The sequence below is a fragment of the Nocardia africana NBRC 100379 genome, assembly GCF_001612635.1.
GTDB classification, from domain to species: Bacteria; Actinomycetota; Actinomycetes; order Mycobacteriales; family Mycobacteriaceae; genus Nocardia; species Nocardia africana.
This window is the reverse complement of record NZ_BDAV01000005.1, coordinates 156,474-181,703: the sequence shown is the minus strand read 5'-3', so window position 1 is coordinate 181,703 and position 25,230 is coordinate 156,474. Positions and strand designations below refer to the sequence as shown.

Sequence of the window (25,230 nt, the reverse complement as noted above, 5' to 3'; positions counted from 1 at the left end):
AGTGACCGATCGAACACGCGAACCCCGAGTACCGGGTATTGGCGTCGCGGCGAGTGGCATATTGAAACGATGACGAGGGCGGCAGTGATGGGTGCGGGATCCTGGGGTACCGCATTCGCGAAAGTGCTCAACGACGCGGGTACCGAGGTCACGATGTGGGCGCGGCGGCCCGAGATCGCGAAGGCCGTGGCGACCGAACATCGCAATCCCGCCTATCTACCCGATGTGTGGCTCGACGGGATCGCGGCGACCGACGATTACCGCGTGGCCCTCGACGACGCCGACATCGTCGTGCTGGCCGTCCCGTCGCAGTCCCTGCGTCCCAATCTCGCGCACTGGCGCGCGGCGATCCGCTCGGATGCGACGCTGCTGAGTCTGGCCAAGGGCATCGAAACCGGAACCCTGATGCGGATGAGCGAGGTCATCGCGGAGGTGACCGGCGCGGATTCCGGGCGCATCGCGGTGCTGTCGGGTCCGAACCTGGCCCGCGAGATCGCCGCCGAACAGCCGGCCGCCTCCGTGGTCGCCTGCTCGGATGCGGCGCGGGCGGAGGCGGTGCAGCATTCCTGCGCCACCGGCTACTTCCGGCCCTACACCAATACCGATGTGATCGGCTGCGAGATCGGCGGCGCGTGCAAGAACGTGATCGCGCTGGCGTGCGGGATCGCCGCGGGCATGGGCCTGGGAGACAACTCCGTCGCCAGTCTCATCACCCGCGGCCTCGCCGAGATCATCCGGCTCGGGGTGGCGCTGGGTGCGAATCCGGTCACGCTGGCGGGTCTGGCCGGGGTGGGCGATCTGGTGGCAACCTGCACCTCGCCGCTGTCGCGCAACCGGTCCTTCGGCCATGTGCTGGGCGCCGGCGGCTCCATGCGCGCCGCCCAGGATGCGACACATGGGCAGGTCGCGGAGGGTGTGAAGTCGTGCACCTCGATCCGGGCGCTGGCCGAGACCCACGATGTGGAGATGCCGCTGACCACCGCGGTGCATCGGGTCTGTCACGAGGAACTCTCGGTTTCCGATGCCGTCGGGCAATTACTCGGTCGGCGGATCAAACCGGAATGAATGATTTCGGTCCGGCCGGGGTACGGTTCGGACTATGACAAACCGGATCAGGGTTGCGGTGGTGTTCGGTGGCCGCAGCAACGAACACGCGGTGTCGTGCGTTTCCGCCGGCATGGTGCTGACGAACCTGGATCCCGAACGCTACGAGGCGGTGCCCATCGGCATCACCCGCGAGGGCGCCTGGGTGCTCAGCGGCGCCGATGCGCGCGCACTCGCCATCCGTGAACGTGCGCTGCCCACGGTCGACTCGGCCGGCACCGTGCTGACCCTGGCCGCCGATCCGAGCCGCTCGGGCGCGCTGGTCGCGCTCGACGGCGCCGAAGCGGTGCTGGGCGTGGTCGACGTCGTGTTTCCGGTACTGCACGGGCCGTGGGGTGAGGACGGCACCCTGCAGGGACTGCTGGAGCTGGCGGGTGTGCCGTACGTCGGCCCCGGCGTGCTGGCCAGCGCCACCGGCATGGACAAGGAGTTCACCAAGAAACTGCTTGCCGCGGAAGGACTTCCGGTCGGCACGCAGGTGGTGCTGCGCCCCGGCACCGACACCGTGAGCGAGGCCGATCGGGACCGGCTCGGCCTGCCGGTGTTCGTCAAACCCGCGCGCGGGGGCTCCTCGATCGGCATCACCAAGGTCGAGGAGTGGATCGATCTCGATTCGGCGATCGCCGCGGCTCGCCTGCACGATCCGAAGGTGATCGTGGAAGCCGCCATCGTCGGACGCGAAGTCGAGTGCGGAGTACTGGAATTCCCGGACGGCCGGGTGGAGGCCAGCGTGATCGCCGAGATCCGCATGCCCGACGGCGACAGCTCCGCGAGCGAAACCGCTTCCGGCGCACCGCAATTCTACGATTTCGACACCAAGTACCTCGACGACGTGTGCGAGTTCGACATTCCGGCCAAGCTGGACGACGATGTGTCGCAACAGATCCGGGAGCTCTCGGTGCGGGCGTTCCGGGCGCTGGACTGCCAGGGGCTGGCGCGGGTCGACTTCTTCGTCACCGCATCCGGACCGGTGATCAACGAGATCAACACCTTGCCCGGATTCACCTCCATCTCCATGTATCCGCGCATGTGGGATGCCACCGGAATCGACAACCGCACCCTGATCACGACGCTGATCGAGACGGCACTGACCCGGGGCACCGGACTGCGCTGAGCGGCGGCGCGGCACGCGTTGCCGCGCGTCTGACCGGCTCAGTTCGGCACGGGGCCCGGATCGAGTGGTTTCGCGGGGAGGGCCTTGCCGATCGCGTTCGAGATCTCCTGCAGAGGAGACGGTCCCGCCTTGGCCGGCATGGTCACGGCGATATAGGTGCCGCGGTCGACCGCATACCAGGTGCCGGAGGTCACGCCGCTGGTCTGATCGCGCACCTCGAACCAGTTCACGCCGTTGACCACCTGCAGGGCGGACGCCTTGGTGAATTCCAGCGGCCGGTCCAAGCCACAGCGCAGCACGATCGGATCACCGCCGCCCGGCAGTTGCCAGGCCGCGGTCGCGGGCGGAGCCGGTTGGGCCAGTTCGGATTTGGTGTAGTCGTCGCCGAGTGACTCCGGCAGCGCCGCCAGCAGGGTGGTGCAATCCTGGCTCGACGCTGCGGGCGCCGGTACCGAGCCCAGCGCCAGCGGCTCGCGGCCGGTGGACTGTCGCGACATGACCGCGATGACCAGGACGACGACGATCAGCGCGACCGGAAGTGCGACGGCGGTCGCGATCAGCGCCGGATGTAACTGTGGCCCGGCGTCGTCGGTCTCCTGCTCGGCGGCGGATTCGGTGGCAGCCGAGGCGTCGCGGCCGGAATCGCCGCGCTCGGTGGGCTCGGAGTCCGCCGGCTGCGACTCGGAAGACTCGGCCGCCACATCCGTGCGGTCGGAGCCGTCGGTCTCGTCGGTCTCGGAGCTTGCGGGGGTTGCGGCCACGGTCGGCGCGGAGTTCTCGGGCCGGTTGGTAGCGGGTTCCGGGTCGGCCGCGGCGGGGAGGCCGGGCTCGGGCTCCGGTCGGTCGGGCTGCGGGGTGTCCGCTGTCGGCCGGTCCGTCTCGCTACTCATCCGGGATTCGTCTCCACTCGTGCCGGGCGGGCGTCGCGCCCGGCTGATTGTCTGGAATGCGTGTTCGAGGGTATCGAACGGCCGTCGGCGCGCTCTCGCGGCATCCGGCCCCCGCGCCCGACAGAAGGCCACAGCGGGCCGGTGCCGCTGCCCGGGCACAGGGTAGCGTCGGAGTGTGGTGTCCCCGGTGACGTGACCGGGTGTGGAGAAGGAGAGCGACATCACCGAGAGTGGCCCGCGCACCGTGCGCGACCTGGGCGAATTCGCATTGATCGAACGGATGAACGCCGGGCGTTCGTCCGGTGGCGGCGTCGAGTTGGGGCCCGGCGACGATGCGGCGGTGGTGGCGGCCCCGGCCGGGCGGTACGTGGTCAGCACCGACATGCTCGTGCAGGATCGGCATTTCCGGCTGGACTGGTCGCGCCCGGAGGAGATCGGCGCCAAGGCGATCGCGCAGAATGCCGCCGACGTGGTCGCGATGGGCGCCGCGCCCAGCGCGTTCGTGGTGGCGCTGGGCTGTCCGGCCGAGACGCCGGTGACCTTCGTCGACGGGTTGGTCGACGGTATGTGGGCGGAGGCGCGGCGTGCCGGGGCCTCGATCGCCGGGGGCGATGTGGTGCGCAGCCCGCAGCTGGTGATCTCGGTGACGGCGTTCGGTGATCCCCGGGGCCGGGCCGTGCTGCGCTCGGGGGCGCGCGACGGCGATATCGTCGCGGTCGCCGGGCGGCTCGGCTGGTCGGCGGCCGGACTGGCGGCCCTGTCGGCCGGTGACGACGCCGAGCCGTTCGCCGATGTGATTGCCGCCCACCGGGTTCCGCGACCACCCTACTCGGCCGTGCTGGGGCTGCCGGATGCCACGGCGATCACCGCGATGACCGATGTCTCCGACGGACTGCTCGCCGATCTGTCTCATATCGCCGAATCCTCCGGTGTGGCGGTCGATATCGACTCCGCGGCAGTGGCGGACCCGGCGCTGTCTCCGGTCGCCGCCGCGCTGCACGCCGACCCGCTCGGCTGGGTGCTCACCGGCGGTGAGGACCATGCCTTCGCCGCGACCTTCGCGGCCGGCACCGCGATCCCACCGGGCTGGCGGACGATCGGCCGGGTATGCACCGGCACGGGCGTTTTCGTCGACGGAGCGCGGTGGCCGGGGCCGCTGGGCTGGGAGTCGTTCGGAGGGGACGAATAGTGGTGCGGCCCGACGATGTGACGGCGGGTGGGCGGCGTGACGACGCCGAGCCGCGGCGACTATCTTGTCCCGACATGGGCGCGAAACCACTGCCGCAGATCATCGATACGGGCTGGGCCGAGGCATTGGAACCGGTGGCCGACCGGATCACCGAGATGGGCGAGTTCCTGCGGGCGGAGAACGCCGCCGGACGCGGATACTTCCCCAAGGGGGAGAACGTCTTACGCGCCTTCACCCGCCCCTTCGACAAGGTGCGCGTGCTGATCGTCGGACAGGACCCGTATCCGACTCCGGGCCATGCCATGGGATTGAGTTTCTCGGTGGCGCCGGATGTTTCGCCGGTGCCGCGCAGCCTGGCCAACATCTTCTCCGAGTATTCGCGCGATCTCGGCCATCCGACGCCGTCGTGCGGTGACCTCTCGCCGTGGTCGGATCAGGGTGTGCTGCTACTGAACCGAGTGCTGACGGTCTCGCCCGGCCGACCCGCATCGCATCGGGGCAAGGGCTGGGAAGCGGTGACCGAGCAGGCAATTCGCGCGCTCGTGGCCCGCGAGCAGCCGCTCGTGGCGATTCTGTGGGGCCGCGACGCCTCGACACTGAAGCCGATGCTCGGCGATGTCCCGTTCATCGAATCCGCCCATCCCTCACCGCTGTCGGCCTCTCGCGGTTTCTTCGGATCGAGGCCTTTCTCCCGCACCAACGAATTGCTCGGTACATTGGGGGCCGCCCCGGTCGATTGGCGCTTGCCCTGACCGCGGCGTAACAGTTCGAGCGAAACAGGAGCAGATGCATGCAGATCACATCCGTGCGCGGTGCCGTAGTCGCCGTCGCCGCCGGTGCGGCGGTTCTCGGCGCACCCGCGATAGCGCAGGCCGCCGGCCTGCCGCTGGAGCCGGCCACCCCGCAGGAAGAGGTCACCACCCCTCAGCACGCGGGACCGGTGCTGGCCCTGTGGGATCCGCAGACGGGTTCGTCGTCGCTGTCGTCCAACGTCAATGCGCGCGGTCTGTGCATCTTCCAGAGCATCAGCGCGCAGGGCGGACTCGACTGCTTCAACGGCGCCCAGTAATCGGGCGGCGGGCGATCATCCGGATCTCGCTCGCCAGGGAGAACGGTTCGATTCGGCGGGCCTCGTCGGCGGCGAATCCGAACTTTCGATAGAAATTCCGGGCGCGTGGATTCTCCTCGAACACCCATAACGCGGTGTCGGTGTCGGGGAGGAGAATCGCACGCAGCAATTCCTGTGCGATTCCGGTGCCGTATCGATCGGCCCGGACATAGAGCGCATACAGTTCCCGATCGGCGACGCGCGGTTCGTCGCGAGGCGGGCCGGCGTGCGCGAATCCGAGAACGCGGTCGCCGGGGGCGCGGGTGTCGTCGATGGCCAGCACGATGGTGTGGGCCGTTCGGTCGGCCGCCGCGCTCTCGCCGATCGAGTCGATGAGCGCTTCCCACCGGGCGGTACGGCGGTCGACGTCGAAGGCGGCGAGCACGTGGTCGGGCACCAGGCCGCGGTAGGCCTCACGCCACGATTCGATATGACAGATCGCCAGGTCACGGGCGTATTCGGGGGTCGCCGCCGTGATCCGCGGGCGATGCGGGCTCACCGGCGCGTCCCGCCGGGTGACCACATGACAACGCCCCGGTCACCCTGTGGGTGCGCCGGGGCGTCGAAGATGTCTACGCAGCTCAGCCGCGAACAACCTTTCCGGCCTTCAGGCAGGAGGTGCAGACGTTCATGCGGCGGGTGTTGCCGGGGGCAACCTGCGCACGAACGGTCTGGATGTTCGGGTTCCAGCGACGGTTGGTGCGCCGGTGCGAGTGCGAAACCGACTTACCGAAGCCGGGGCCCTTGGCGCAGACGTCGCAGACGGCAGCCATAGTCGCGAGCTCCTTCATGTCATGGGGGACCGCTGTCGGGAGACAGCCTGTCCGGAAACTTTATCCTCAATGCCTACCAGCGCTACCGCTGGTCAACGCAACCGGCAGCGGCCGCGTGAGGCAACCCTGCAAGAGTAGCGGCCGGTCGTCTTCGATGTCCAATCGCCCCCGGGCCGGCCGCGCGCGCCGATCCGCGCTCGCGTCGTCGCCGCCGCCGAATCCGCGTCCTTACCGGGCTTCGCGTGTCGAGGCTGTCGGTGTGGACGACTACCCTGGCTGGCGGGTTGGACGGTGATCGCGGTGGCGGGAAGGACGGTGACGTGCGCGGGGTCCGGGAGAGGCTCGATGCGGCCGCACTGCGGCAGTGGGGTGCGCTGTGTGTGGAACAGTTGCTCGCCCATCGCGAGGAGATCAACGCGCTGAACGTCTTCCCGGTGGCCGATTCCGACACCGGAACCAATCTACTCATCACCATGCGGGCCGCGCTCGCCGCGACGGAGGTGCCGGGTGATGCTGATCTGTCCGGCGCCGCCGATCCGCTCGGCGCCATGGCCCGAGCCGCGACCGCCGCGGCATGCGGGAATTCGGGAATCATCCTGTCGCAGGTGCTGCGGGGGCTGGCCGAATCGGCCGATCGCGGCGTCCTCACCGCGGCTACGCTGCGTGCCGCGTTGCGCCGGGCGGCGGTCCTGGTCCGGGAATCGCTGAGCGAACCGGTCGAGGGCACCATGCTCACCGTGCTGGAAGCGGCCGCGGACCGCGCCGAGGACTGTGCGGAGGAGACGGTCGCCGCGGTGGCCGTCGCCGCCGCCGACGGCGCGGTGAAGGCGCTGGGTGAGACACCGTCGCAACTGGTCGTGCTGCGTGCGGCCGGTGTGGTCGATGCCGGGGCACGCGGGCTGCTGGTCCTGCTGGACGCCCTGGTGGAGGTGTGCACCGGGAGCGCACCCGCGCGTCCGGTCTACCGGGTGACCGATTGCGGCCCCGTGCGGCGGGCCGCCGCGCCGGTGCGACGCGATGCTCCCGGTGACGATTCGCCGACCGTGCGTTCGAATCAGATTGCGGCGCAGATGAATCCGTCGGCGCAGCCCGAGGGGGACCGGCCGGATGTGCTCACGGGCGACGGTTCCGTCGTGAGTCGTGATGCATCGGAGGGCTTCGATCGCGCGCACATCGCGAGTCTGCGGTCGCGAACGGAAGGCGATGCGCCGCCGATGATCTCGTCCCGGAGCGAGTCCGGCACGGAGGCAGTCCGGCGCGCCGGGCAGGAGTCCGCCCGGCGACAACGGGCGCGCGTACCGCAGTACGAGGTCATGTACCGGATCGGCGAGACCGATCCGGCGCGCATCGACCGGTTGCGTCGTGATCTTGCCGCGCTGGGAGATTCGGTGGTCGTGGTGGGCGACGGCGAGGGCAGCTGGTCCGCGCATGTGCATTGTGCCGACGCCGGTGCCGCGGTGGAGGCGGGCCTCGCCGCGGGCACCCTGGGCAATATCCGGATCGAGGGATTGTTCGGAACGTCCGTTGCCGCGCACGGGCAGTCCGATCGAGGCATTCTCGCGATCGCCACCGGTGCCGGGGCGGTGCGGTTGTTCGAGGATTCCGGTGCCGTCGTGCTCACCGGTGCGGTGACCGCCGATCGGCTCCTCGCCGCCATTCGCGCGATGCCGCAGCGGGAGGTGCTGGTGCTACCGAACGGGGCGCTGCCCGCGCCGGAGCTGGTGGCGATCGGTATGGCCGCCCGCGACGGGTGGCGCGAGGTGATGATGCTGCCCAGCGGCTCCATGGTGCAGGGGCTGGCCGCCCTCGCCCTGCACGACAGCGGCAGCCTGGCCGTCGACGACGCGCTGACGATGTCGCAGTCGGCGGCCAGTACCCGGTGGGGGGCGGTCCGCGTCGCCACCGAACGCGCGCTGACCATCGTCGGCACGTGTGAACAGGGCGACGGTCTCGGCCTGGTGGGCCACGATGTTGTCGTCATCGATCCGGACCTGCGCCGGGCCGCTCGCACCCTGCTCGATCGCATGCTCGGCCTGGGCGGGGAACTGGTGACGCTGCTGCTGGGCGCGCAGGCGCCCGCCGGATTGGCCGACGAGCTCACCGCACACATCACCACGGAATTTCCCGGCGTCGAGGTCGTCACCTACGACGGCGGACAGGCCGTGGACCTGGTCCAGATCGGGGTGGAGTAGATGGCGACACTGAGCGACAGGCTCGACCACGTGCTGGGCGTGAAGGCGGCCGAACCGCTGGCCGACGCCTTCGACATGCATATCGTCGAGGATCTGCTGCGCCACTATCCGCTGCGCTACGCCACCCAGGGGCAGCCGCTCACCGAGGAGGCCCCCGAGGAGGGCGCCCACATCACGGTGGTGGGCCGGGTCGGCAAGACCGAACTGCGGCCGATGCGCCAGCGCCGCGGCAAACTGCTGAAGGTGGAACTCGACACCGGCTCCGCGAAACCGGTGGAGATCACCTTCTTCAACGGTGACAAGGTGAGTTACCTCGTCAAACAGGGCGTCCGGGCGATGATGTCGGGCACCGTGCACTGGTGGCGGCCGGATCGCTGGAATCTGTCGCATCCGTCGTATCTGATCCTGCCCGAGACGGCCGAATCGGTGGACAGTCTCACCTCCGTGCGCGGCGGCGGCGCCCTGCGCGGTCTGGCGGAGAGCGCGAAAGGTTCTGGGGGAGTGGATATCTCGTTCTTCGAACGGGAGTACATTCCGGTGTATCCGGCGACCGCCAAGGTGCAGAGCTGGGACATTCTGGCGTGTGTGCGGCAGGTGCTCGACCAGCTCGATCCGATCGACGATCCGCTGCCGCAGGATCTTCGCGAGGACCACGAACTGCTCCCGGTCTCGGATGCGCTGCGGCTGATCCACCTGCCCGAACGGAAATCCGATATCGACCAGGCCCGGCAGCGGCTGCGTTTCGACGAGGCGCTGGCGCTGCAGCTGGTCCTGGCCCAGCGCCGCCACGACGCGGCCGGGCGCACCGCACGCCCGTGCCCACCGCGCACAGACGGCATCGCCGCCGAATTCGAGCAGCGCCTGCCGTTCGAGCTGACGGCCGGCCAGAACAAGGTGATCGCCGAGATCTCCGGCGACCTGTCACGCCCGCATCCGATGCACCGGTTGCTGCAGGGTGAGGTCGGTTCCGGTAAGACCATCGTCGCCCTGCACGCGATGCTGCAGGTGGTCGACGCCGGACTGCAGTGCGCACTGCTGGCTCCGACGGAAGTCCTTGCCGCCCAGCACTATCGGTCGCTGCGGTCCATGCTCGGCGATCTCGGTGCGGCGGGCGAACTGGGCGCCGCCGACCGCGCCACCAAGGTGGTGCTGCTGACCGGGTCGATGTCGGCGAGTGCGAAGAAGGCGGCACTGCTGGACGTGGTGACCGGCACGGCCGGCATCGTGATCGGCACGCATGCGCTGATCCAGGACGCGGTCGAATTCTTCGATCTGGGCATGGTGATCGTCGACGAACAGCACCGCTTCGGTGTGGAGCAGCGAGATGCCTTGCGCGCCAAGGCGAAAGACGGCATCACCCCGCATCTGCTGGTGATGACCGCGACGCCGATTCCGCGCACCATCGCGATGACCACCCTCGGCGATCTGGAGACCTCCACCCTGACCGAACTGCCGCGCGGGCGCTCACCGATCACCACCCGGGTGGTGCCCGCCCGGATGAAACCGGCGTGGGTCGAGCGCGCATGGGAGCGGATCCGCGAGGAGGTCGCCGCCGGCCGGCAGGCGTATGTGGTCTGCTCGCGCATCGGCGACGAGGAGGACGACGGCGCATCGAAGAAGGGCGCCAAGTCGAAAGGCAAGAGCCGCAAACAAGCCGACGACACGGGTGAGGAACCGACCACCCACGCCGCGATCGACGTCTTCGAGACGCTGCGCGCCGGACCGCTGGCCGACCTGCGTCTGGGCTTGTTGCACGGCCGGCTGCCGACCGACGACAAAGACCGCGTCATGCGCTCGTTCAACGACGGCGATATCGACGTGCTGATCTGCACCACGGTCGTCGAGGTCGGCGTCGACGTGCCCAACGCGACCGTCATGGTCATCGTGGATGCCGATCGGTTCGGCGTCAGCCAGCTGCATCAGCTGCGTGGCCGGGTGGGCCGTGGCAAGCATCCGGGTCTGTGCCTGCTCATCACCGAAACCTCGCCGATGGGTACGGCCATGGCGCGGCTGGAGGCGGTGGCCGGCACGCTGGACGGTTTCGAACTGTCGGTGCTGGATCTGCGGCAGCGCCGCGAGGGCGATGTGCTGGGTTCCGCGCAGTCGGGTACCGCGCGCAGTTTGAAACTGCTCTCGTTGCTCGACGATCTCGACGTCATCACCACCGCCCAGGTGCTGGCGCGGGAGGTCGTGGACGCCGATCCGGGGCTGACCGACCATCCCGGCTTGGCGAATATGATGCATGCCGCCGTCGACTCCGAGCGGCTGGAATATCTGGCGAAGTCCTGATCACCGGACCGCGGGCGGGTACGGCAGATCGACGCTGGAGTTCTCGGTGACCGCCAGCGGGCGGCCGATCTGCGGGAACGCGCGCTGCGGACAAGCCGGCCGCTCGCACACCTTGCATCCGGCGCCGATCGGCACCGCGGCGGCCGGTTCGTCGAGTTGCAGGCCTTGCGAATACACCAGCCGGTCGGCGTATTCGATATCGCAACCCAGCCCGACCGCGAATTCCTTGGTGGCGGTGCCGAATCCGTGCGGACTGGGATAGGTCGTGCGCGCGATCCACAGATAGCGCCGGCCGTCGGGCATGGCCGCGACCTGCGTGAGGATCCGGCCGGGATGTGAGAACGCCTCGTGCACCACCCACAGCGGGCAGCTGCCGCCCACCCGGGAGAAGTGAAAGGCGGTGGCGGACTGACGTTTCGAGATATTGCCCGCGCGGTCGGTGCGGACGAAGAAGAACGGCACGCCGCGCTGGCCCTGCCGCTGCAGGGTGCTGAGCCGGTGGCAGACCGTCTCGAAGCCGACCTCGAATCGCAGGGAGAGCAGATCGATGTCGTAGGACAGTTCCTCGGCCGAGCGCAGGAACTTGCCGTACGGCAGCACCACCGCGCCGGCGAAATAGTTGGCCAGCCCGACCCGGGCCAGGGCCCGCGATTCACCGACCAGCGACGGGGTGGCGTCGAGGACCTCGTCGAGCAGGTCGCCGTGCAGCAGGAACGCGAGTGTCGTGGCGATCTGGAATGCTCGCTGCCCGGGGCGCAACCGGCGCGCGAGGATCAGGGTGCGAGTCTCGGGGTCGTAGCGCCGTTTCGGGATGGCCGGGTCGGCGCCGTCGCCGCGGACCAGAACCGTGACGCCGGCCCGCTCCTCGGCGACGCGGGCCAGCTGGCGATCGATCGATCCGATCGTCAGGCCGCATTCGTCGAACAGCCGTTCGGCGGCCAGATCCAGCTGCGGAATGTGGTTGTGGTGGTCGTAGAAGAAATCGCGCACATCCTCGTAGGGCATCGGCACACCGGGCGCCCCGGCGGGGGTGGCGACCTTCGACGACAACAGATCGAGCTGATCGGTGGTGGCGCGCAGACGGCGATGCATGGCGACGATGGTCTTGGCGACCTCCGGTAGCCGGGTGGCGAGATCTTCCACCTCCGCCGCCGGTGGGGCGGTGCCGCCGGCCGCCTCCACCAGCACCTCGTGCAGGTCCGAGACCAGCCGCGCGTCGGAGTCGGCGGCGAAGAACTGCACATCGAGATCGAAGGTCGAATTGAGTTTCAGCAGAACGGGAATCGTCAGAGGCCGCTGGTCACGTTCGAGCTGATTGAGATAGCTGGGCGAAAGCTCCAACGACTTGGCCAGGGCGGCCTGGGTCATCCGTCGTTCTTCGCGCAACCGCCGTAACCGGGCACCCGCATACATCTTGCGCACGCCGCAGATGCTACCTTTACACCTTCGCAATCATTGCAATTTCGCTACTCGGCGCGTACAAAAATCTGCTGTTGCAAGGAGTTTTGATCAACTTCGAGGATGCGTAGCGTGCGAAGTATGCGGCCGGATTCGACCGGTGCGTGAAAGCGGAAGTGCTGCTCGCAGGCGGTGAACTACCGGGTGGAAAAGGTTGCCGGTGAGGCTGCTGGGCTCCGGAGCGAGATTTCCGGCAGGCGGTCCGGTCGGCGACTCGTGTCCGGCGAGTCGCCGACCGTGCGACAGCAGCGCGTCAACGCATCAGCGCACCAGCGCGGCCGCCTCGACCATGTTGCGCAGCGACGCCTCCACCTCGGCGCGGCCGCGGGTCTTGAGGCCGCAGTCCGGATTCACCCACAACCGCTCCGCCGGCACGGCTTTCATCGCTTCGCGTAGTGAGTTCTCGATCTCGGCCACACTCGGGATTCGCGGCGAATGGATGTCGTAGACACCGGGCCCGATACCGAGCGCGTACCCGGCGGCGGTCAGATCGTCGAGGATCTCCATATGTGAGCGCGCCGCCTCCACCGACGTGACATCGGCGTCCAATGCCGCGATGGCGCCGATGATCTCGCCGAATTCGGAGTAGCACAGATGAGTGTGGATCTGGGTGTCGTCGCGAACCCCGGCGGTGGCCAGGCGGAACGCGCCCACCGCCCAGTCCAGGTACGGCCGCTGATCACCGCGGCGCAGCGGCAGCAGCTCGCGCAGCGCGGGCTCGTCGACCTGCACGATCCGGATTCCGGCGGCCTCGAGATCCACCGTCTCGTCACGAATGGCCAGCGCCACCTGCCGCGCGGTCTCGGCGAGCGGCTGATCGTCGCGCACGAACGACCACGCCAGAATCGTGACCGGGCCGGTCAGCATGCCCTTGACCGGCTTACCGGTCAGCGATTGGGCGTAGGTGATCCACTCGACCGTCATCGGCGCGGTGCGAACCACGTCGCCGTAGAGAATGGGCGGGCGCACGCAGCGGGTGCCGTAGGACTGCACCCAGCCGTTGTCGGTGGCGGCGAATCCGTCGAGTTGTTCGGCGAAGTACTGGACCATGTCGTTACGCTCGGGTTCGCCGTGCACGAGGACGTCGAGCCCCAGATTCTCCTGTAGCGCAATCACATCCGCGATCTCGGCGCGCATCCGCTCGCGATACTGCGCATCGTCGATCCGGCCGGCGCGCAGATCGGCGCGGGCGGTGCGGATCGCGGTGGTCTGCGGATAGGAGCCGATCGTGGTCGTCGGCAGCAGCGGCAGCCGCAGCTGCGCGCGCTGCAGCTCCCGGCGGCGCTGCGCCGGTGCCCGCCGCGCTCGATCCTCGCCGAGGCCGGCGAGCCGGGCCCGCACGGCCGCGTTGTGCAGGCGCGGATCGCGGCGGCGGTTCTCGATCGCTGCGCGCGATGCGGCGAGTTCCGCGGCGACCGCGTCGGTGCCGGCACCGACCGCGTGTGCCAGCACCCGCACCTCGTTCATCTTCTCGGCGCCGAAAGCCAGCCACGAACGCAGCACCGGATCCAGGCCGGACTCCGCGGCCAGCGAATACGGCACATGCAGCAGCGAACTCGAGGTCGACACCGCCAGGGCGCCGACCGATCCCAGCAGGGTCGCCAGCTCACTCAGCGCCGCCTCCAGATCCGTGCGCCAGATGTTGCGGCCGTCCACCACCCCGGCGACCACCAGCTTGTCCGCCAGGGCGGGCACCGCCGCGACCTCGGCGACGGTGGTGCCGGACCGGAAGTCCAGCGCGACACCCTCGACCGGGGTGGCGGCCAGCGCGCCCAGTGCCGGGCCCGGGGAGCCGAAGTACGTGGCCACCAGGATGTTCGGCCGCCGGTCCCCGGCGCTCACCGCGTCGTAGGTGGTGCGCACGGTGTCGAGTTCGGCCTCGGAGAGGTCGCGCACCAGGGCCGGTTCGTCGATCTGGACCCAGGCGGCGTCCGCGTCGGCCAGCCGTTCCAGCAGGTCGCGGTAGAGCGGGATCAGCTCGCCCAGCCGGTCCATCGGCGCGACGCCGTCGACACCCTTGGACAGGGCCAGGAAGGTGATCGGGCCGATCACCACCGGACGGGCGGCGATGCCCAGTTCACTCGCCTCACGCAGCTCGCCGAGCGGGACCGACGGGTCGAGGGCGAACCGGGTGTCCGGGCCGATCTCCGGCACCAGATAGTGGTAGTTGGTGTCGAACCATTTCGTCATTTCCAGCGGTTCGATGCCCTCGGCGCCGCGCGCGGCCGCGAAATAGCGGTCGAGCGGATCGCCGATGCCGGCCACCCGCGGGGGCAGCGCGCCCAGCATGACCGCGGTGTCGAGCATCTGGTCGTAGAACGAGAAGGTGCCCACCGGTACCGCGTCGAGTCCGGCGTCCTGCGCTGCCGACCAGCCCTGCGCGCGCAGCTGCCGGGCGACGCGCTCGAGTTCGGCGGCGTCGATCCGGCCGGCCCAATACCCTTCGACGGCACGTTTGAGTTCGCGCCGCGGCCCGATGCGCGGCAGGCCCAGAACCGTTGCGGTGAAACGATTATGCGTTGTGACAGTCACGGTGTTCTCCAGTAATGGAAGCCACAGGTCACCGCCGCACGACGGACGAAGCCCCGAAAAACACTGCCGCACCGGGGTTTCCGGTGTGCCGCGGGTCCGCCCGCCCGATCCACGAGGCGGTGACCGCCGGATACGGCGTATCCGGCACAACCGGCAGGTCTTCGGACTCACAGGCATCGGTCGTGCGGACCGGTCCGGGGATGGCCCCGGATGTCGCCTACTGGCCGTCGCTTCCCGGAGAGGCTCCAGTGCTCATGACGGCGGTCGTTCCTGTTCACCGCTGCGGGACAGTCCCGGATTCCCACCGGGTTCCCTCTCGCCGGCCCGCGAGGACCGGTTTCGACGCTGCGCGCGACGCTCGGGGCTCCAACTCGTCGACGGCAGCGAACCAGCTGCGTTCCCGAGCGTAATCCACCGCGATCGGCATGCGAAACGCCGACCGCCCAGCCGGATATGTTTCCGCTGGAAGAACACAACTTCGCAGACTCGCCGATCCGGTTTGTGAGGATGGCTGCGAAGCCGTATTCACTGTCCGGCCCCGCTCGCCGGGCAGGTACCTTTATCGAATGTTCTCCAAAGTGCTGGTCGCCAACCGCGGGGAAATCGCTATCCGCGCCTTCCGCGCCGCGTACGAACTCGGCATCGGCACCGTGGCGGTTTTCCCCTACGAAGATCGCAACTCGGTGCATCGCCTCAAGGCCGACGAGTCGTACCAGATCGGTGTCCCCGGACATCCGGTGCGCGCCTACCTCTCGATTCCCGAGATCATCAGCGCCGCCAAGTCCGCTGGCGCGGATGCGGTCTACCCCGGCTACGGCTTCCTGTCGGAGAATCCGGACCTCGCCGCGGCCTGCGCGGCCGAGGGCATCACCTTCATCGGCCCCTCGGCCGAGGTGCTCGAACTGACCGGTAACAAGGCGCGGGCCATCGCGGCGGCGAAGGCGGCCGGGCTGCCGGTGCTGAACTCCAGCGCGCCCTCGGCCGATGTCGAGGAACTGCTGCGGGCATCGGAGGAGATGGAGTTCCCGGTGTTCGTGAAGGCGGTCGCCGGTGGTGGCGGCCGGGGTATGCGCCGGGTGGCGGACCGGGTGCAGCTGCGCGAGGCGATCGAGGCCGCCATGCGCGAGGCCGAGTCGGCGTTCGGGGACCCGACGGTGTTCCTCGAGCAGGCGGTGATCAACCCTCGCCATATCGAGGTGCAGATCCTGGCCGATCAGCACGGCAACGTCATGCATCTGTTCGAGCGCGACTGTTCGCTGCAGCGGCGGCATCAGAAGGTGATCGAGCTGGCGCCCGCGCCGAATCTGGATCCCGCACTGCGCGAACGTATTTGCTCCGACGCGGTGGCCTTCGCGCGGCAGATCGGGTACTCGTGCGCGGGCACCGTGGAGTTCCTGCTCGACGAGCGCGGCCGTCACGTGTTCATCGAGATGAACCCGCGGATCCAGGTCGAGCACACGGTGACCGAGGAGATCACCGATGTGGATCTGGTGCAGTCGCAGCTGCGCATCGCGTCCGGGGAGTCGCTGGCGGATCTCGGGCTGAGCCAGGACAGTGTGTCGATTCACGGTGCGGCGTTGCAGTGCCGGATCACGACCGAGGATCCGGCCAACGGATTCCGTCCCGACACCGGCCGCATCACCGCCTACCGCTCGCCGGGCGGCGGTGGCATCCGCCTCGACGGCGGTGCGAACCTGGGCGCCGAGGTCGGCGCGCACTTCGACTCGATGCTGGTGAAGCTGACCTGCCGCGGCCGCGACTTCTCGCAGGCGGTGGCGCGGGCCCGGCGCGCGGTCGCGGAATTCCGCATCCGCGGCGTGGCCACGAACATCCCGTTCCTGCAGGCCGTGCTCGACGACCCGGATTTCCGGGCCGGACGGATCACCACCTCGTTCATCGACGAGCGCCCGGAACTGCTGACCCAGCGCGGTTCCGCCGACCGCGGCACCCGCATCCTGCGCTATCTGGCCGACGTGACGGTGAACAAGCCGCACGGTGAGCGGCCGACGGCGGTGTACCCGCACGACAAGCTTCCCGCGATCGATCTGAGTGCGCCGCCGCCGGACGGCACCCGTCAGCGTCTGCTCGAGCTGGGGCCCGAGGGGTTCGCGCGGTGGCTGCGCGAGCGCGACGCGGTCGGCGTCACCGACACCACGTTCCGCGACGCCCATCAGTCGCTGCTCGCGACCCGGGTGCGCACGCGCGGACTGCTGACGGTGGCCGGGCACGTGGCGCGGATGACGCCGGAGCTGCTGTCGGTCGAATGCTGGGGTGGCGCGACCTACGATGTGGCGCTGCGGTTCCTGTACGAGGATCCGTGGGAGCGGCTGGCCGCGTTGCGGGAGGCTATTCCGAACATCTGCTTGCAGATGCTGCTGCGCGGACGCAACACCGTCGGGTACACGCCGTATCCGGAGCAGGTGACGCGCGCGTTCGTGCGCGAGGCCACCGAGACCGGCATCGACATCTTCCGGATCTTCGACGCACTCAACAACGTGGATCAGATGCGGCCGGCGATCGACGCGGTCCGCGAGACCGGCACCGCGCTGGCCGAGGTCGCGATGAGCTACACCGGTGATCTGTCGAATCCGAACGAGAACCTCTACACCCTCGACTACTACCTCAAGCTCGCCGAGCAGATCGTCGAGGCCGGCGCGCACGTGATCGGCATCAAGGACATGGCCGGGCTGCTGCGGGCGCCGGCCGCGCACACGCTGGTGACGGCGTTGCGCAGCAATTTCGATCTGCCGGTGCACGTGCACACTCACGACACCCCGGGCGGCCAGCTCGCCACCTACCTGGCGGCCTGGCAGGCCGGCGCCGACGCCGTGGACGGCGCGAGCGCGCCGATGGCCGGCACCACGAGCCAGCCCGCGCTCTCGGCGATCGTCGCCGCGGCCGCGCATTCGCCCTACGACACCGGTCTGAACCTCGACGCCGTGTGCGACCTCGAGCCGTACTGGGAGGCGTTGCGCAAGGTGTACGCGCCCTTCGAGTCCGGGTTGCCGGGGCCGACGGGCCGGGTGTACCACCACGAAATTCCGGGCGGGCAGCTGTCGAATCTGCGGCAGCAGGCCATCGCCCTCGGGCTGGGCGACCGGTTCGAGGAGGTCGAGGCGAAATACGCGGCCGCCGACCGGCTGCTGGGCCGGCTGGTGAAGGTCACCCCGTCCTCCAAGGTGGTCGGTGACCTGGCCTTGTCGCTGGTCGGATCCGGTGTGGACGTGGAGGATTTCGCCGCCGACCCCGCGCGCTACGACATCCCGGATTCGGTGATCGGTTTCCTGCGTGGCGAACTCGGCACCCCGGCGGGGGGCTGGCCCGAACCCTTCCGCAGCCGCGCTCTCGAAGGCCGCGGACCCGCGAAGCCGGAAGTGCCGTTGACCGCGGAAGACGCCGCGGCGCTGGACGGAACGTCGCAGCAGCGCCGAGAGACCTTGAACCGGTTGCTGTTTCCCGGTCCGACCGCGGAATTCCTGGCACACCGGGAGAAGTACGGCGACACCACCGGCTTGTCGGCGAATCAGTTCTTCTACGGTCTGCGCCACGGCGAGGAACACCGCGTGGAACTGGAGAAGGGCGTCACCCTGCTCATCGGCCTGGAGGCGATCTCCGAGCCGGACGAGCGCGGTATGCGCACGGTGATGTGCATTCTGAACGGGCAGCTGCGTCCGGTGCTGGTGCGCGACCGCTCGATCGCCAGCGAGGTGCCGGTGGCCGAGAAGGCCGACAAGAACAACGCCGGCCACATCGCCGCCCCGTTCGCCGGTGTCGTGACGCTCACCGTCGGCGAAGGGGACACCGTCGCCGCCGGTGACACGGTCGGCACGATCGAGGCCATGAAGATGGAAGCCGCCATCACCGCACCCCGCGCCGGTACCGTCGCCCGCGTCGCGATCGGTGCGGTGCAGCAGGTGGAAGGTGGCGATCTGCTGGTGGAACTGCGCACGAACGAGACCGCGGCCGAATGACGGCCTCGCGCCCTCGGCGTGCCGTGGCGGAGGACTCGCGGTGACCCGGATCGTCGCGGGCGTGGCCGGTGGCCGACGGCTGCGGGTTCCGCCCGCGGGGACCAGGCCCACCTCCGACCGAGTGCGGGAGGCGTTGTTCAACGCGCTCGCCGCGCGCATGGACTTCGACGGCATCCGGGTGCTGGACCTCTATGCCGGTTCCGGGGCCCTCGGTCTGGAGGCACTGTCGCGCGGTGCGTCCCATGCGCTGCTGGTCGAATCGGATCGCAAGGCGGCCGCGGTGATTCGCGGAAATATCGCGGATCTGGATGTGCCGGGCGCCGAATTGCGCCTGGGTGCAGTCGCTTCCGTGCTCGCGACCGCACCGGCCGAGCCCTACGACCTGGTGCTGTCCGACCCGCCCTACGCGGTCGCCGACGCCGCTGTCGAGGCCGATCTGCGGGCGTTATCGGTCAACGGCTGGCTGTACGAGGACGCGCTGATCGTCGTCGAGCGGTCGGCGCGATCACCGGAAACGGTATGGCCCGCAGGTTATTCGGCGCTGAAGTCGCGCCGATACGGCGAAACCCGCGTCGACCTTGCGGAACACCGCGGGTGACGCCCGGCCCGGCGCGCGGCCGCGGCGGTCGATCCCGCTGCGGCGGCGACCACCTCAGCCGCGGCGTTCGGCGATGCGGGCGAGCAGGCGCTTGTGCACGGCCGGGGGCAACATGCCGGTGACATCGCCGCCGAAGGTCGCCACCTCCTTGACCAGGGAGCTGGACAGGAAGCTCAGCGCCGGGTTGGTGGCCAGGAAGTAGGTGTCGACGCCGGAGAGGTGCTTGTTCATCTGGGCCATCTGCATCTCGTATCCGAGATCGGTGGCATCGCGCAGTCCCTTGACCATGGCGGTGATGCCCTGTTCGCGAGCGAAATCGACCAGCAGGCCGTACCAGGATTCGATCCGCACGTTGGGCAGATCGGCGGTCGCCTCGCGCAGCATCTCGATCCGCTCGTCGACGCTGAACATGCCCTGTTTGCTCTTGTTGATCATCACGGTCACGACGATCTCGTCGAACTGCGCGGCCGCGCGCGAGATGACGTCGATATGCCCGTTGGTCACCGGATCGAAGGACCCGGGGCACAGTGCTCCAGCCATGTAGCGACGCTAACAGGTCGGGGCGGGCCGAGCCGATCGTGGTCGTCACAGCGCACGCAGCCGCAGTGGCGCCGGCGCCGGGAGGGCAGCGGGGCGGATATAACCGCGGGGCCGCTGCTCGCGGGCCCGGCTCAGCGCGGCGTGCACGCGTTCCGCGGTGCTTCCGGTACTCAACCCGCGCCAGGTGGTGCGGATCGACTGAAATCCGTAGCGGCGCAATACCGCATCCTGCGGGCGCCGCGACGGGCACCCGTGGGCTCGTGCTCTGCCCGGCGGGTGCCCGTCGACCTCGAGCACCACTCCGGTCCGGCCGAGATACAGATCGGCCGTACCCAGCACTTGCCCGTCGTCGGCATGGATCACCCCACCGGCATCCGCCGGCGGGAAACCGAGCAGTCGCAGCAGCACCCGGATCCGGGAGTGGTCGACTCCGGCGCTGCGCGGATCGAGGAAACCGATCACGTGCCGGGCGCCGTCGACGCCGCGCCGGCCTCGAGCCCAGGCCAGTTCGCGCGCCAATGCCGGTGCGGTGAGACCGAATTCGCGGGCGAGGGCATCGCCGACGACGACCGCGGATTCGAACGGCAGTGTGCGCGCCAGATCGACGACGGTGCGCGCGGGGGTGGTGACGAGCAGCCCGTGGCGTTCGGCCACGACGCCGACCGGTGCGCAATGCACCGCCAGATTCGGCTTGATGCGCCCGCCGTAGCGTCGATCGCGCGTCACGTGCACGCGGTCGAGCAGTGCCGGTGACATCGGCGCACCGAGCAGCACCGCGGCCGACTGGTGGCTGACCACGGCGTCGGCCGCCATCTCCGGGAGCAGCGCGGCGACAGTCAGCCGATGCCGCGCCACGCCGTCCAGGTCGGCGAGCACCGAGGTCTCCGCATAGGCGCCGCGCCGCACCCGCCGCCAGCTTCCGATCGCACAGCGCCGGCGGATCTCGTCGTCACCGACCCCTGCCGACACCGCGTCGCGACGCCGATGCAAACCCGCGATTCCGGCCGGTCGCGCTGCGCCGCACCGGGTCTCGGCACCCGGGGCGCGGTGTGTCATTGCGGATCCTGCTGCGGCCGGGTGCGGCGCGGGTGGGGAAGGAGCGGGCACGGAACCGGTATCCGCGGGCGCGGGGACGCGGCCGAGCGCAGACCCGCGCGCCAGAGGGTGGGACTTCCCGGGCAGTGGTTCCCCGAATGGTGATGCATTGCCGAACCTCCCACGATGAGAACTCGCAACGATGTTTGCTGAGTTAGGACGTGGGGTAAGAAGGCTCGGTTCCTTGCTCACATGACCAGGTTGCAGCCGCACCCCGTGCAGGAGCGCGCCGGGCGGTCAGAACACCCAGAGCCGCAGCGTGAGGAAGCGCAACGCACCGACTCCGGCGGTGATGGCGATGACGGCGATCGCCTCGGCGACGTCGTCGAGTCCGGGCGCCGCGATATCGAGCACCGCCAGCGCCCCCGAGGTGATGGCGAGGCCGGCCAGCGCCAGTCCGCCGCCCTCGAGTTGGGCGGCGAGCCAGCCGACCCGGTCGGCGGCGTGGAAGGTGAGCCGCCGGTGCAGTTCGTTGGCGAGTGCGGTGCTGACGATGGATCCGGTCAGGTTGGCGAGCTGCGGTCCACCGCCGTAGCAGGCCAGGAAGAGCAGGAAGTAGCCGATATTGCTGAAACCGCCGACCAGTGCGAACCGGACCAGCTGCGACAACCAGTGGTCTCCACGCAGGTAGTCGGCGAAGCGGGAAGCGAGGCGACCGATGACAGGCGGGGACTGCTGCGTCTCGGGCGTCTCGACCGGCGGTTCGGTGTGCACGAGGGATACGCCCGGATCGGGCTGTGGGTTCACCCACATACCCGGAGGTGCCGGATAAAGGACAACCATTGTCGTTCCGATCGCACAGTGCCGGGCGCCGAGGGGATCGGTTCCGGCTGGTCTACCGCTCGGTAGAAAAGATAGCACCAAGCGGAGAGATTGCCTCCACTTGATTTGTGTGGGATAGGAAACACCGCCCGACACACCGAAGGTGATCTGGGCAGACACGCGGGATGCGGGCACACTGGGCCGAGAGCTGTAGTTCGGCACGAGAGTGGGGTCAGCAGGATGTATCGCGTATTCGAAGCGCTCGACGAACTGGTCGCGATCGTCGAAGAGGCGCGGGGTATCCCGCCGACCCGCAATTGCATCGTGCCTCGCGGTGATGTGCTGGAACTGCTGGACGACGTGCGGGAGGCGCTGCCGGGCGAACTCGACGACGCCCAGGACGTGCTCGATCACCGCGACAAGATCGTCTCCGATGCCCGCAATTCCGCCGAGGCGACGGTGACCGGCGCCAACGACCAGGCCGAACAGACCGTCGCCGACGCCCGCGAGGAGGCCGACCGGCTGCTGGCCGACGCCAAGGCCCATGCCGACCGGATGGTCGCCGAGGCTCGTGCGCACGCCGATCACCTGGTCGCGACGGCGCAGGCCGAGGCCGACCGCATCGTGACCGACGGTAAGGCCGAATACGAGGCGCTCACCGGCCGCGCCCGCACCGAATCGGAGCGGATGATCGCGGCCGGTCAGGCGTCCTACGACCGATCGGTGGCCGAGGGGCAGGCCGAACAGGAGCGCCTGGTCTCGCAGACCGAGGTGGTACGGGCCGCGCACGCCGAATCCGCGCGGTTGATCGACGCCGCGCAGACCGAGGCGGACCGGCTGCGCGAGGAATGCGACCACTACGTCGATTCCCAGCTCGCCGATTTCGAGGAAACTCTGCACTCGACGCTGCGCACGGTCGGCCGCGGTCGCCAGCAATTGCGTTCGGGGACCGGCATTCCGGACTACGCCGCCGACTTCCGGCGCTGATCCGTCCGCGCTCGTTCCGGGATTTGGGGGGATCGGCGCAGTTCGCGTACTGTGGAGTGGTTGCCCAAACCCCCTCGAAACGTGAGTGAGTGTCCGATGTCCGCCCAGTCCGGTCCCGGTTCGCGTCGTCGTCAGACCGACGCGGATTTCGTGCTGGACACTCGCAGTCTGGGGCGTGCCCCGGGCTCGATCCGGCAGGTGCATCGGGTCGTCACCGCCCCCGAGAAGATCGGCTTGGACCTGATCGCGATCCCGGCCGGTGCCGAGATCGACCTCGATCTGACCCTGCAGGCGGTCTCGGAGGGCGTGCTGGTCACCGGTTCGGTGTCGGCGCCGATCGAGGGGGAGTGCTCGCGCTGCCTGGAGTCGTTCACCGACGATCTGGAACTCGAGATCACCGAACTGTTCGCCTATCCGGACAGCGCGACCGAGCAGACCACCGAGGAAGACGAGATCTACCGGCTCGTCGACGACATGATCGACATCGAGCCGGTGATCACCGACGCCGTCGGCCTGGAATTGCCGCTGCAACCGCTGTGTGAACCCGATTGCGCCGGGCTGTGCCCGGAATGCGGTGTCCGGATGGCGATTGCGGGTCCGGATCACACGCATGAGATACTGGACCCTCGCTGGGCGGGGCTTGCGAAATTCGCGAGCGAAACCCCCGGCACCGGCGTCTCCGACGCCCCATCAGACGTAGACCGATCTCTTGCCGACCGCAATGGTTCGGCAAGTTCGAAGACAGAGGAGAAGTAGTCGTGGCCGTTCCGAAGCGCCGGATGTCTCGTGCCAACACCCACTCGCGGCGCAGCCAGTGGAAGGCCACCGCGCCGACCCTGATCACCTGCCCGAACCGGGCGTGCGGTCAGAAGACCCTCCCGCACATCGCGTGCCCGAACTGCGGCACCTACAAGGGCCGTCAGGTCACCTCGGCCATCTGATCTGCTGATCGGGTAGCCGCGAAGTGACCGCCGGTAAGGACGAAGCGGACGCACCCGCAGCGGGCGATTCCGCTGACCACGCCAGCCTCCTCGAGGCGCTCGGCGTGGAGGTGCGTCCGGATCTGCTCCGTCTGGCGCTCACCCACCGTTCCTACGCCTACGAGAACGGTGGTCTGCCGACCAACGAACGCCTGGAGTTCCTGGGTGATTCGGTTCTCGGTCTGAGCATCACCGAGCGCCTGTATCTCGAGCATCCGGAGAAATCCGAGGGCGAGCTCGCCAAATTGCGCGCCAGTGTGGTGAACATGCATGCCCTGGCCGAGGTCGCGCGCGGCCTGGGCGAGGGCGGGCTCGGCCGTCACCTGCTGCTCGGTAAGGGTGAGGAGCTCACCGGCGGCCGGGACAAGGCGAGCATCCTCGCCGACGGGATGGAATCGCTGCTGGGCGCGGTCCATCTGCAACACGGCATCGAGGTCGCGCGCGGAGTAGTGCTGCGGCTGTTCGCCGAACTGCTCGAACGCGGTCCCCGGATGGGCGCCGGCCTGGACTGGAAGACCAGCCTGCAGGAGCTCACCGCGGAACGCGGCATCGGTGTGCCCAGCTACGAGATCACCTCGACGGGTCCCGATCACGACAAGGAATTCACCGCTACCGCGGTGATCGGCGGCAAGGCCTACGGGCAGGGTATCGGCCGGTCGAAGAAGGAAGCCGAGCAGAAGGCCGCAGGCGCCGCCTGGCAGGCCCTCACCGCGGACGGTTCCGCCGAAGCCGGTGACTGATGCCCGAGCTGCCCGAGGTCGAGGTGGTCCGGCGCGGACTCGATGAGCACGTCGTCGGCCACGTCGTGGAATCGGTCCTGGTCAAACATCCGCGGTCGGTGCGCCGGCACGAACTCGGTGGTGACGATCTCGCCGCACGGATGGCGGGCCTGCGGATCGAATCCGCCCGCCGCCGCGGCAAATTCCTCTGGCTGACCTTCGACGATCCCGATGCCGCGCTCGTCGTTCATCTCGGGATGAGCGGGCAGATGCTGGTGCAGTCCGCGCAGGCGCCGCTGGAGAAGCACGCGCATATCGTCGCCGGTCTCGACAACGGCACGCAGCTGCGTTTCATCGATCAGCGCACCTTCGGTGGCTGGGCGTTGAACCGGCTGGTCACTGCCGACGGTGAGGAACTGCCGGAATCGGTCGTCCACATCGCGCGCGATCCGCTCGATCCCCGTTTCGACACCGAGGCCGTGGTCGCGCGGATGCGGACCAAATCCTCCGAGATCAAGCGGGTGCTGCTGGATCAGACGGTGGTCTCGGGTATCGGCAACATCTACGCCGACGAGGCGTTGTGGCGAGCTCGCATCCACGGTGAACGCCCCGCCGCGGCGCTCACCCGGCCCGCGCTGCGGCGGCTGCTGAGCGAGGTGCAGGCGGTGATGGGGGCGGCCCTCGACGCCGGTGGTACCTCGTTCGACGCGCTGTATGTCAACGTCAACGGCAATTCCGGATACTTCGAGCGGTCGCTGGCCGCCTACGGCCGCGAGGACGAACCGTGCCGTCGCTGCGGCGCGCCGATCCGCCGCGAGAAGTTCATGAACCGCTCTTCCTACTCCTGTCCGCGCTGCCAGCCGAAGCCCCGGCGATAGTGGCGAGTACGCGCTAAATTTGCGGTGTGTCCGATGACGCCACTTCGCATG

22 protein-coding genes and 1 riboswitch are annotated in these 25,230 nt (G+C 69.0%); of the genes, 14 read left to right on the top strand and 8 right to left on the bottom strand.

Annotation, left to right across the window (positions count from 1 at the left end; translation table 11 throughout):
* The first annotated feature begins 69 nt into the window (after window positions 1-69).
* Together NA3_RS06020 and NA3_RS06015 are read left to right on the top strand one after the other, a co-directional pair.
* Entirely contained in the window at window positions 70-1,065 is a 996-nt protein-coding gene (locus NA3_RS06020) for an NAD(P)H-dependent glycerol-3-phosphate dehydrogenase (protein ID WP_062962538.1), read from the top strand.
* A 34-nt stretch (window positions 1,066-1,099) separates the two neighbouring features.
* Complete coding sequence (locus NA3_RS06015) at window positions 1,100-2,218, top strand: D-alanine--D-alanine ligase family protein (protein WP_062962537.1); 1,119 nt, start codon at window positions 1,100-1,102, stop codon at window positions 2,216-2,218.
* Between the two features lie 38 nt (window positions 2,219-2,256).
* On the opposite strand, the gene NA3_RS06010 is transcribed toward NA3_RS06015, so the two are convergent.
* The gene (locus tag NA3_RS06010) at window positions 2,257-3,108 is read right to left on the bottom strand and encodes a DUF3515 domain-containing protein (protein ID WP_062962536.1); all 852 of its coding nucleotides are present in this window, start codon (window positions 3,106-3,108) and stop codon (window positions 2,257-2,259) included.
* Between the two features lie 202 nt (window positions 3,109-3,310).
* On the opposite strand from NA3_RS06010, the gene NA3_RS06005 reads away from it, so the two are divergent.
* The 3 genes from NA3_RS06005 (at window position 3,311) to NA3_RS05995 (ending at window position 5,366) form a co-directional block, all read left to right on the top strand.
* Window positions 3,311-4,297, top strand: coding sequence for a thiamine-phosphate kinase (locus NA3_RS06005; RefSeq protein WP_258562257.1), 987 nt, complete (start codon window positions 3,311-3,313; stop codon window positions 4,295-4,297).
* Between the two features lie 74 nt (window positions 4,298-4,371).
* Window positions 4,372-5,049 (top strand): uracil-DNA glycosylase, encoded by a 678-nt coding sequence (locus NA3_RS06000; protein WP_062962535.1) that lies wholly within the window; start codon window positions 4,372-4,374, stop codon window positions 5,047-5,049.
* Between the two features lie 38 nt (window positions 5,050-5,087).
* Entirely contained in the window at window positions 5,088-5,366 is a 279-nt protein-coding gene (locus NA3_RS05995; protein ID WP_062962534.1) for a hypothetical protein, read from the top strand.
* Here the strand turns inward: NA3_RS05995 and NA3_RS05990 are convergent.
* Window positions 5,350-5,904 carry a GNAT family N-acetyltransferase gene (locus NA3_RS05990; RefSeq protein ID WP_167354961.1) on the bottom strand — a complete coding sequence of 185 codons (555 nt, stop codon included), beginning with the start codon at window positions 5,902-5,904 and terminating at the stop codon, window positions 5,350-5,352. The two genes, NA3_RS05995 and NA3_RS05990, sit on opposite strands and share 17 nt — an antisense overlap.
* Window positions 5,905-5,986: 82 nt before the next feature.
* Window positions 5,987-6,178 carry a 50S ribosomal protein L28 gene (gene rpmB / locus NA3_RS05985; RefSeq protein ID WP_011210730.1) on the bottom strand — a complete coding sequence of 64 codons (192 nt, stop codon included), beginning with the start codon at window positions 6,176-6,178 and terminating at the stop codon, window positions 5,987-5,989.
* Between the two features lie 284 nt (window positions 6,179-6,462).
* On the opposite strand from rpmB, the gene NA3_RS05980 reads away from it, so the two are divergent.
* Together NA3_RS05980 and recG are read left to right on the top strand one after the other, a co-directional pair.
* Window positions 6,463-8,370: a DAK2 domain-containing protein gene (locus tag NA3_RS05980; RefSeq protein WP_062962532.1), complete on the top strand. Its 1,908-nt coding sequence runs from the start codon at window positions 6,463-6,465 to the stop codon at window positions 8,368-8,370.
* Entirely contained in the window at window positions 8,371-10,659 is a 2,289-nt protein-coding gene (gene recG, locus NA3_RS05975; protein ID WP_062962531.1) for an ATP-dependent DNA helicase RecG, read from the top strand.
* On the opposite strand, the gene NA3_RS05970 is transcribed toward recG, so the two are convergent.
* Together NA3_RS05970 and metE are read right to left on the bottom strand one after the other, a co-directional pair.
* Window positions 10,660-12,081: a short-chain fatty acyl-CoA regulator family protein gene (locus tag NA3_RS05970; RefSeq protein WP_174561053.1), complete on the bottom strand. Its 1,422-nt coding sequence runs from the start codon at window positions 12,079-12,081 to the stop codon at window positions 10,660-10,662.
* Between the two features lie 297 nt (window positions 12,082-12,378).
* A complete protein-coding gene (metE, locus tag NA3_RS05965) occupies window positions 12,379-14,649 on the bottom strand; it encodes a 5-methyltetrahydropteroyltriglutamate--homocysteine S-methyltransferase (RefSeq protein ID WP_062962530.1) in 2,271 nt (756 codons plus the stop codon).
* A gap of 135 nt (window positions 14,650-14,784) precedes the next feature.
* A riboswitch (cobalamin riboswitch) is annotated at window positions 14,785-15,002 on the bottom strand.
* A gap of 213 nt (window positions 15,003-15,215) precedes the next feature.
* On the opposite strand from metE, the gene NA3_RS05960 reads away from it, so the two are divergent.
* Complete coding sequence (locus NA3_RS05960; protein WP_062962529.1) at window positions 15,216-18,620, top strand: pyruvate carboxylase; 3,405 nt, start codon at window positions 15,216-15,218, stop codon at window positions 18,618-18,620.
* Window positions 18,621-18,660: 40 nt separating this feature from the next.
* Entirely contained in the window at window positions 18,661-19,218 is a 558-nt protein-coding gene (gene rsmD / locus NA3_RS05955) for a 16S rRNA (guanine(966)-N(2))-methyltransferase RsmD (RefSeq protein WP_062962528.1), read from the top strand.
* 54 nt (window positions 19,219-19,272) lie between these two features.
* Here rsmD and coaD read toward each other — a convergent pair whose 3' ends face one another.
* From coaD to NA3_RS05940, 3 genes are all read right to left on the bottom strand, one after another.
* Window positions 19,273-19,758: a pantetheine-phosphate adenylyltransferase gene (gene coaD, locus NA3_RS05950; RefSeq protein ID WP_062962527.1), complete on the bottom strand. Its 486-nt coding sequence runs from the start codon at window positions 19,756-19,758 to the stop codon at window positions 19,273-19,275.
* A gap of 45 nt (window positions 19,759-19,803) precedes the next feature.
* Window positions 19,804-20,814 carry a hypothetical protein gene (locus NA3_RS05945; protein WP_062962526.1) on the bottom strand — a complete coding sequence of 337 codons (1,011 nt, stop codon included), beginning with the start codon at window positions 20,812-20,814 and terminating at the stop codon, window positions 19,804-19,806.
* 276 nt (window positions 20,815-21,090) lie between these two features.
* Entirely contained in the window at window positions 21,091-21,606 is a 516-nt protein-coding gene (locus NA3_RS05940; protein WP_084491258.1) for a GtrA family protein, read from the bottom strand.
* Window positions 21,607-21,855: 249 nt separating this feature from the next.
* On the opposite strand from NA3_RS05940, the gene NA3_RS05935 reads away from it, so the two are divergent.
* The 5 genes from NA3_RS05935 (at window position 21,856) to mutM (ending at window position 25,179) form a co-directional block, all read left to right on the top strand.
* Entirely contained in the window at window positions 21,856-22,602 is a 747-nt protein-coding gene (locus tag NA3_RS05935) for a polarized growth protein Scy-related protein (RefSeq protein ID WP_062962525.1), read from the top strand.
* Window positions 22,603-22,698: 96 nt separating this feature from the next.
* Window positions 22,699-23,358, top strand: a complete 660-nt coding sequence (locus NA3_RS05930; RefSeq protein WP_174561052.1) for a YceD family protein — start codon at window positions 22,699-22,701, stop codon at window positions 23,356-23,358.
* Window positions 23,359-23,360: 2 nt separating this feature from the next.
* The gene (gene rpmF / locus NA3_RS05925) at window positions 23,361-23,543 is read left to right on the top strand and encodes a 50S ribosomal protein L32 (RefSeq protein ID WP_030513024.1); all 183 of its coding nucleotides are present in this window, start codon (window positions 23,361-23,363) and stop codon (window positions 23,541-23,543) included.
* 23 nt (window positions 23,544-23,566) lie between these two features.
* Window positions 23,567-24,322 carry a ribonuclease III gene (rnc, locus tag NA3_RS05920; RefSeq protein ID WP_062962524.1) on the top strand — a complete coding sequence of 252 codons (756 nt, stop codon included), beginning with the start codon at window positions 23,567-23,569 and terminating at the stop codon, window positions 24,320-24,322.
* Window positions 24,322-25,179: a bifunctional DNA-formamidopyrimidine glycosylase/DNA-(apurinic or apyrimidinic site) lyase gene (mutM, locus tag NA3_RS05915; protein ID WP_062962523.1), complete on the top strand. Its 858-nt coding sequence runs from the start codon at window positions 24,322-24,324 to the stop codon at window positions 25,177-25,179. The genes rnc and mutM overlap by 1 nt, the downstream gene beginning before the upstream one ends.
* The last annotated feature ends 51 nt before the right edge of the window (window positions 25,180-25,230 follow it).

What these genes read in the sequence shown, in the direction of transcription:
- NA3_RS05935 (WP_062962525.1), top strand. Translation starts at nt 21,856, where the DNA reads ATGTATCGCGTATTCGAAGCGCTCGACGAACTGGTCGCGATCGTCGAA.
- NA3_RS05940 (WP_084491258.1), bottom strand. Translation starts at nt 21,606, where the DNA reads ATGTGGGTGAACCCACAGCCCGATCCGGGCGTATCCCTCGTGCACACC.
- NA3_RS06020 (WP_062962538.1), top strand. Translation starts at nt 70, where the DNA reads ATGACGAGGGCGGCAGTGATGGGTGCGGGATCCTGGGGTACCGCATTC.
- rpmB (WP_011210730.1), bottom strand. Translation starts at nt 6,178, where the DNA reads ATGGCTGCCGTCTGCGACGTCTGCGCCAAGGGCCCCGGCTTCGGTAAG.
- NA3_RS06015 (WP_062962537.1), top strand. Translation starts at nt 1,100, where the DNA reads ATGACAAACCGGATCAGGGTTGCGGTGGTGTTCGGTGGCCGCAGCAAC.
- coaD (WP_062962527.1), bottom strand. Translation starts at nt 19,758, where the DNA reads ATGGCTGGAGCACTGTGCCCCGGGTCCTTCGATCCGGTGACCAACGGG.
- NA3_RS06010 (WP_062962536.1), bottom strand. Translation starts at nt 3,108, where the DNA reads ATGAGTAGCGAGACGGACCGGCCGACAGCGGACACCCCGCAGCCCGAC.
- NA3_RS05945 (WP_062962526.1), bottom strand. Translation starts at nt 20,814, where the DNA reads ATGACACACCGCGCCCCGGGTGCCGAGACCCGGTGCGGCGCAGCGCGA.
- mutM (WP_062962523.1), top strand. Translation starts at nt 24,322, where the DNA reads ATGCCCGAGCTGCCCGAGGTCGAGGTGGTCCGGCGCGGACTCGATGAG.
- NA3_RS05930 (WP_174561052.1), top strand. Translation starts at nt 22,699, where the DNA reads ATGTCCGCCCAGTCCGGTCCCGGTTCGCGTCGTCGTCAGACCGACGCG.
- recG (WP_062962531.1), top strand. Translation starts at nt 8,371, where the DNA reads ATGGCGACACTGAGCGACAGGCTCGACCACGTGCTGGGCGTGAAGGCG.
- NA3_RS05995 (WP_062962534.1), top strand. Translation starts at nt 5,088, where the DNA reads ATGCAGATCACATCCGTGCGCGGTGCCGTAGTCGCCGTCGCCGCCGGT.
- NA3_RS05960 (WP_062962529.1), top strand. Translation starts at nt 15,216, where the DNA reads ATGTTCTCCAAAGTGCTGGTCGCCAACCGCGGGGAAATCGCTATCCGC.
- NA3_RS06000 (WP_062962535.1), top strand. Translation starts at nt 4,372, where the DNA reads ATGGGCGCGAAACCACTGCCGCAGATCATCGATACGGGCTGGGCCGAG.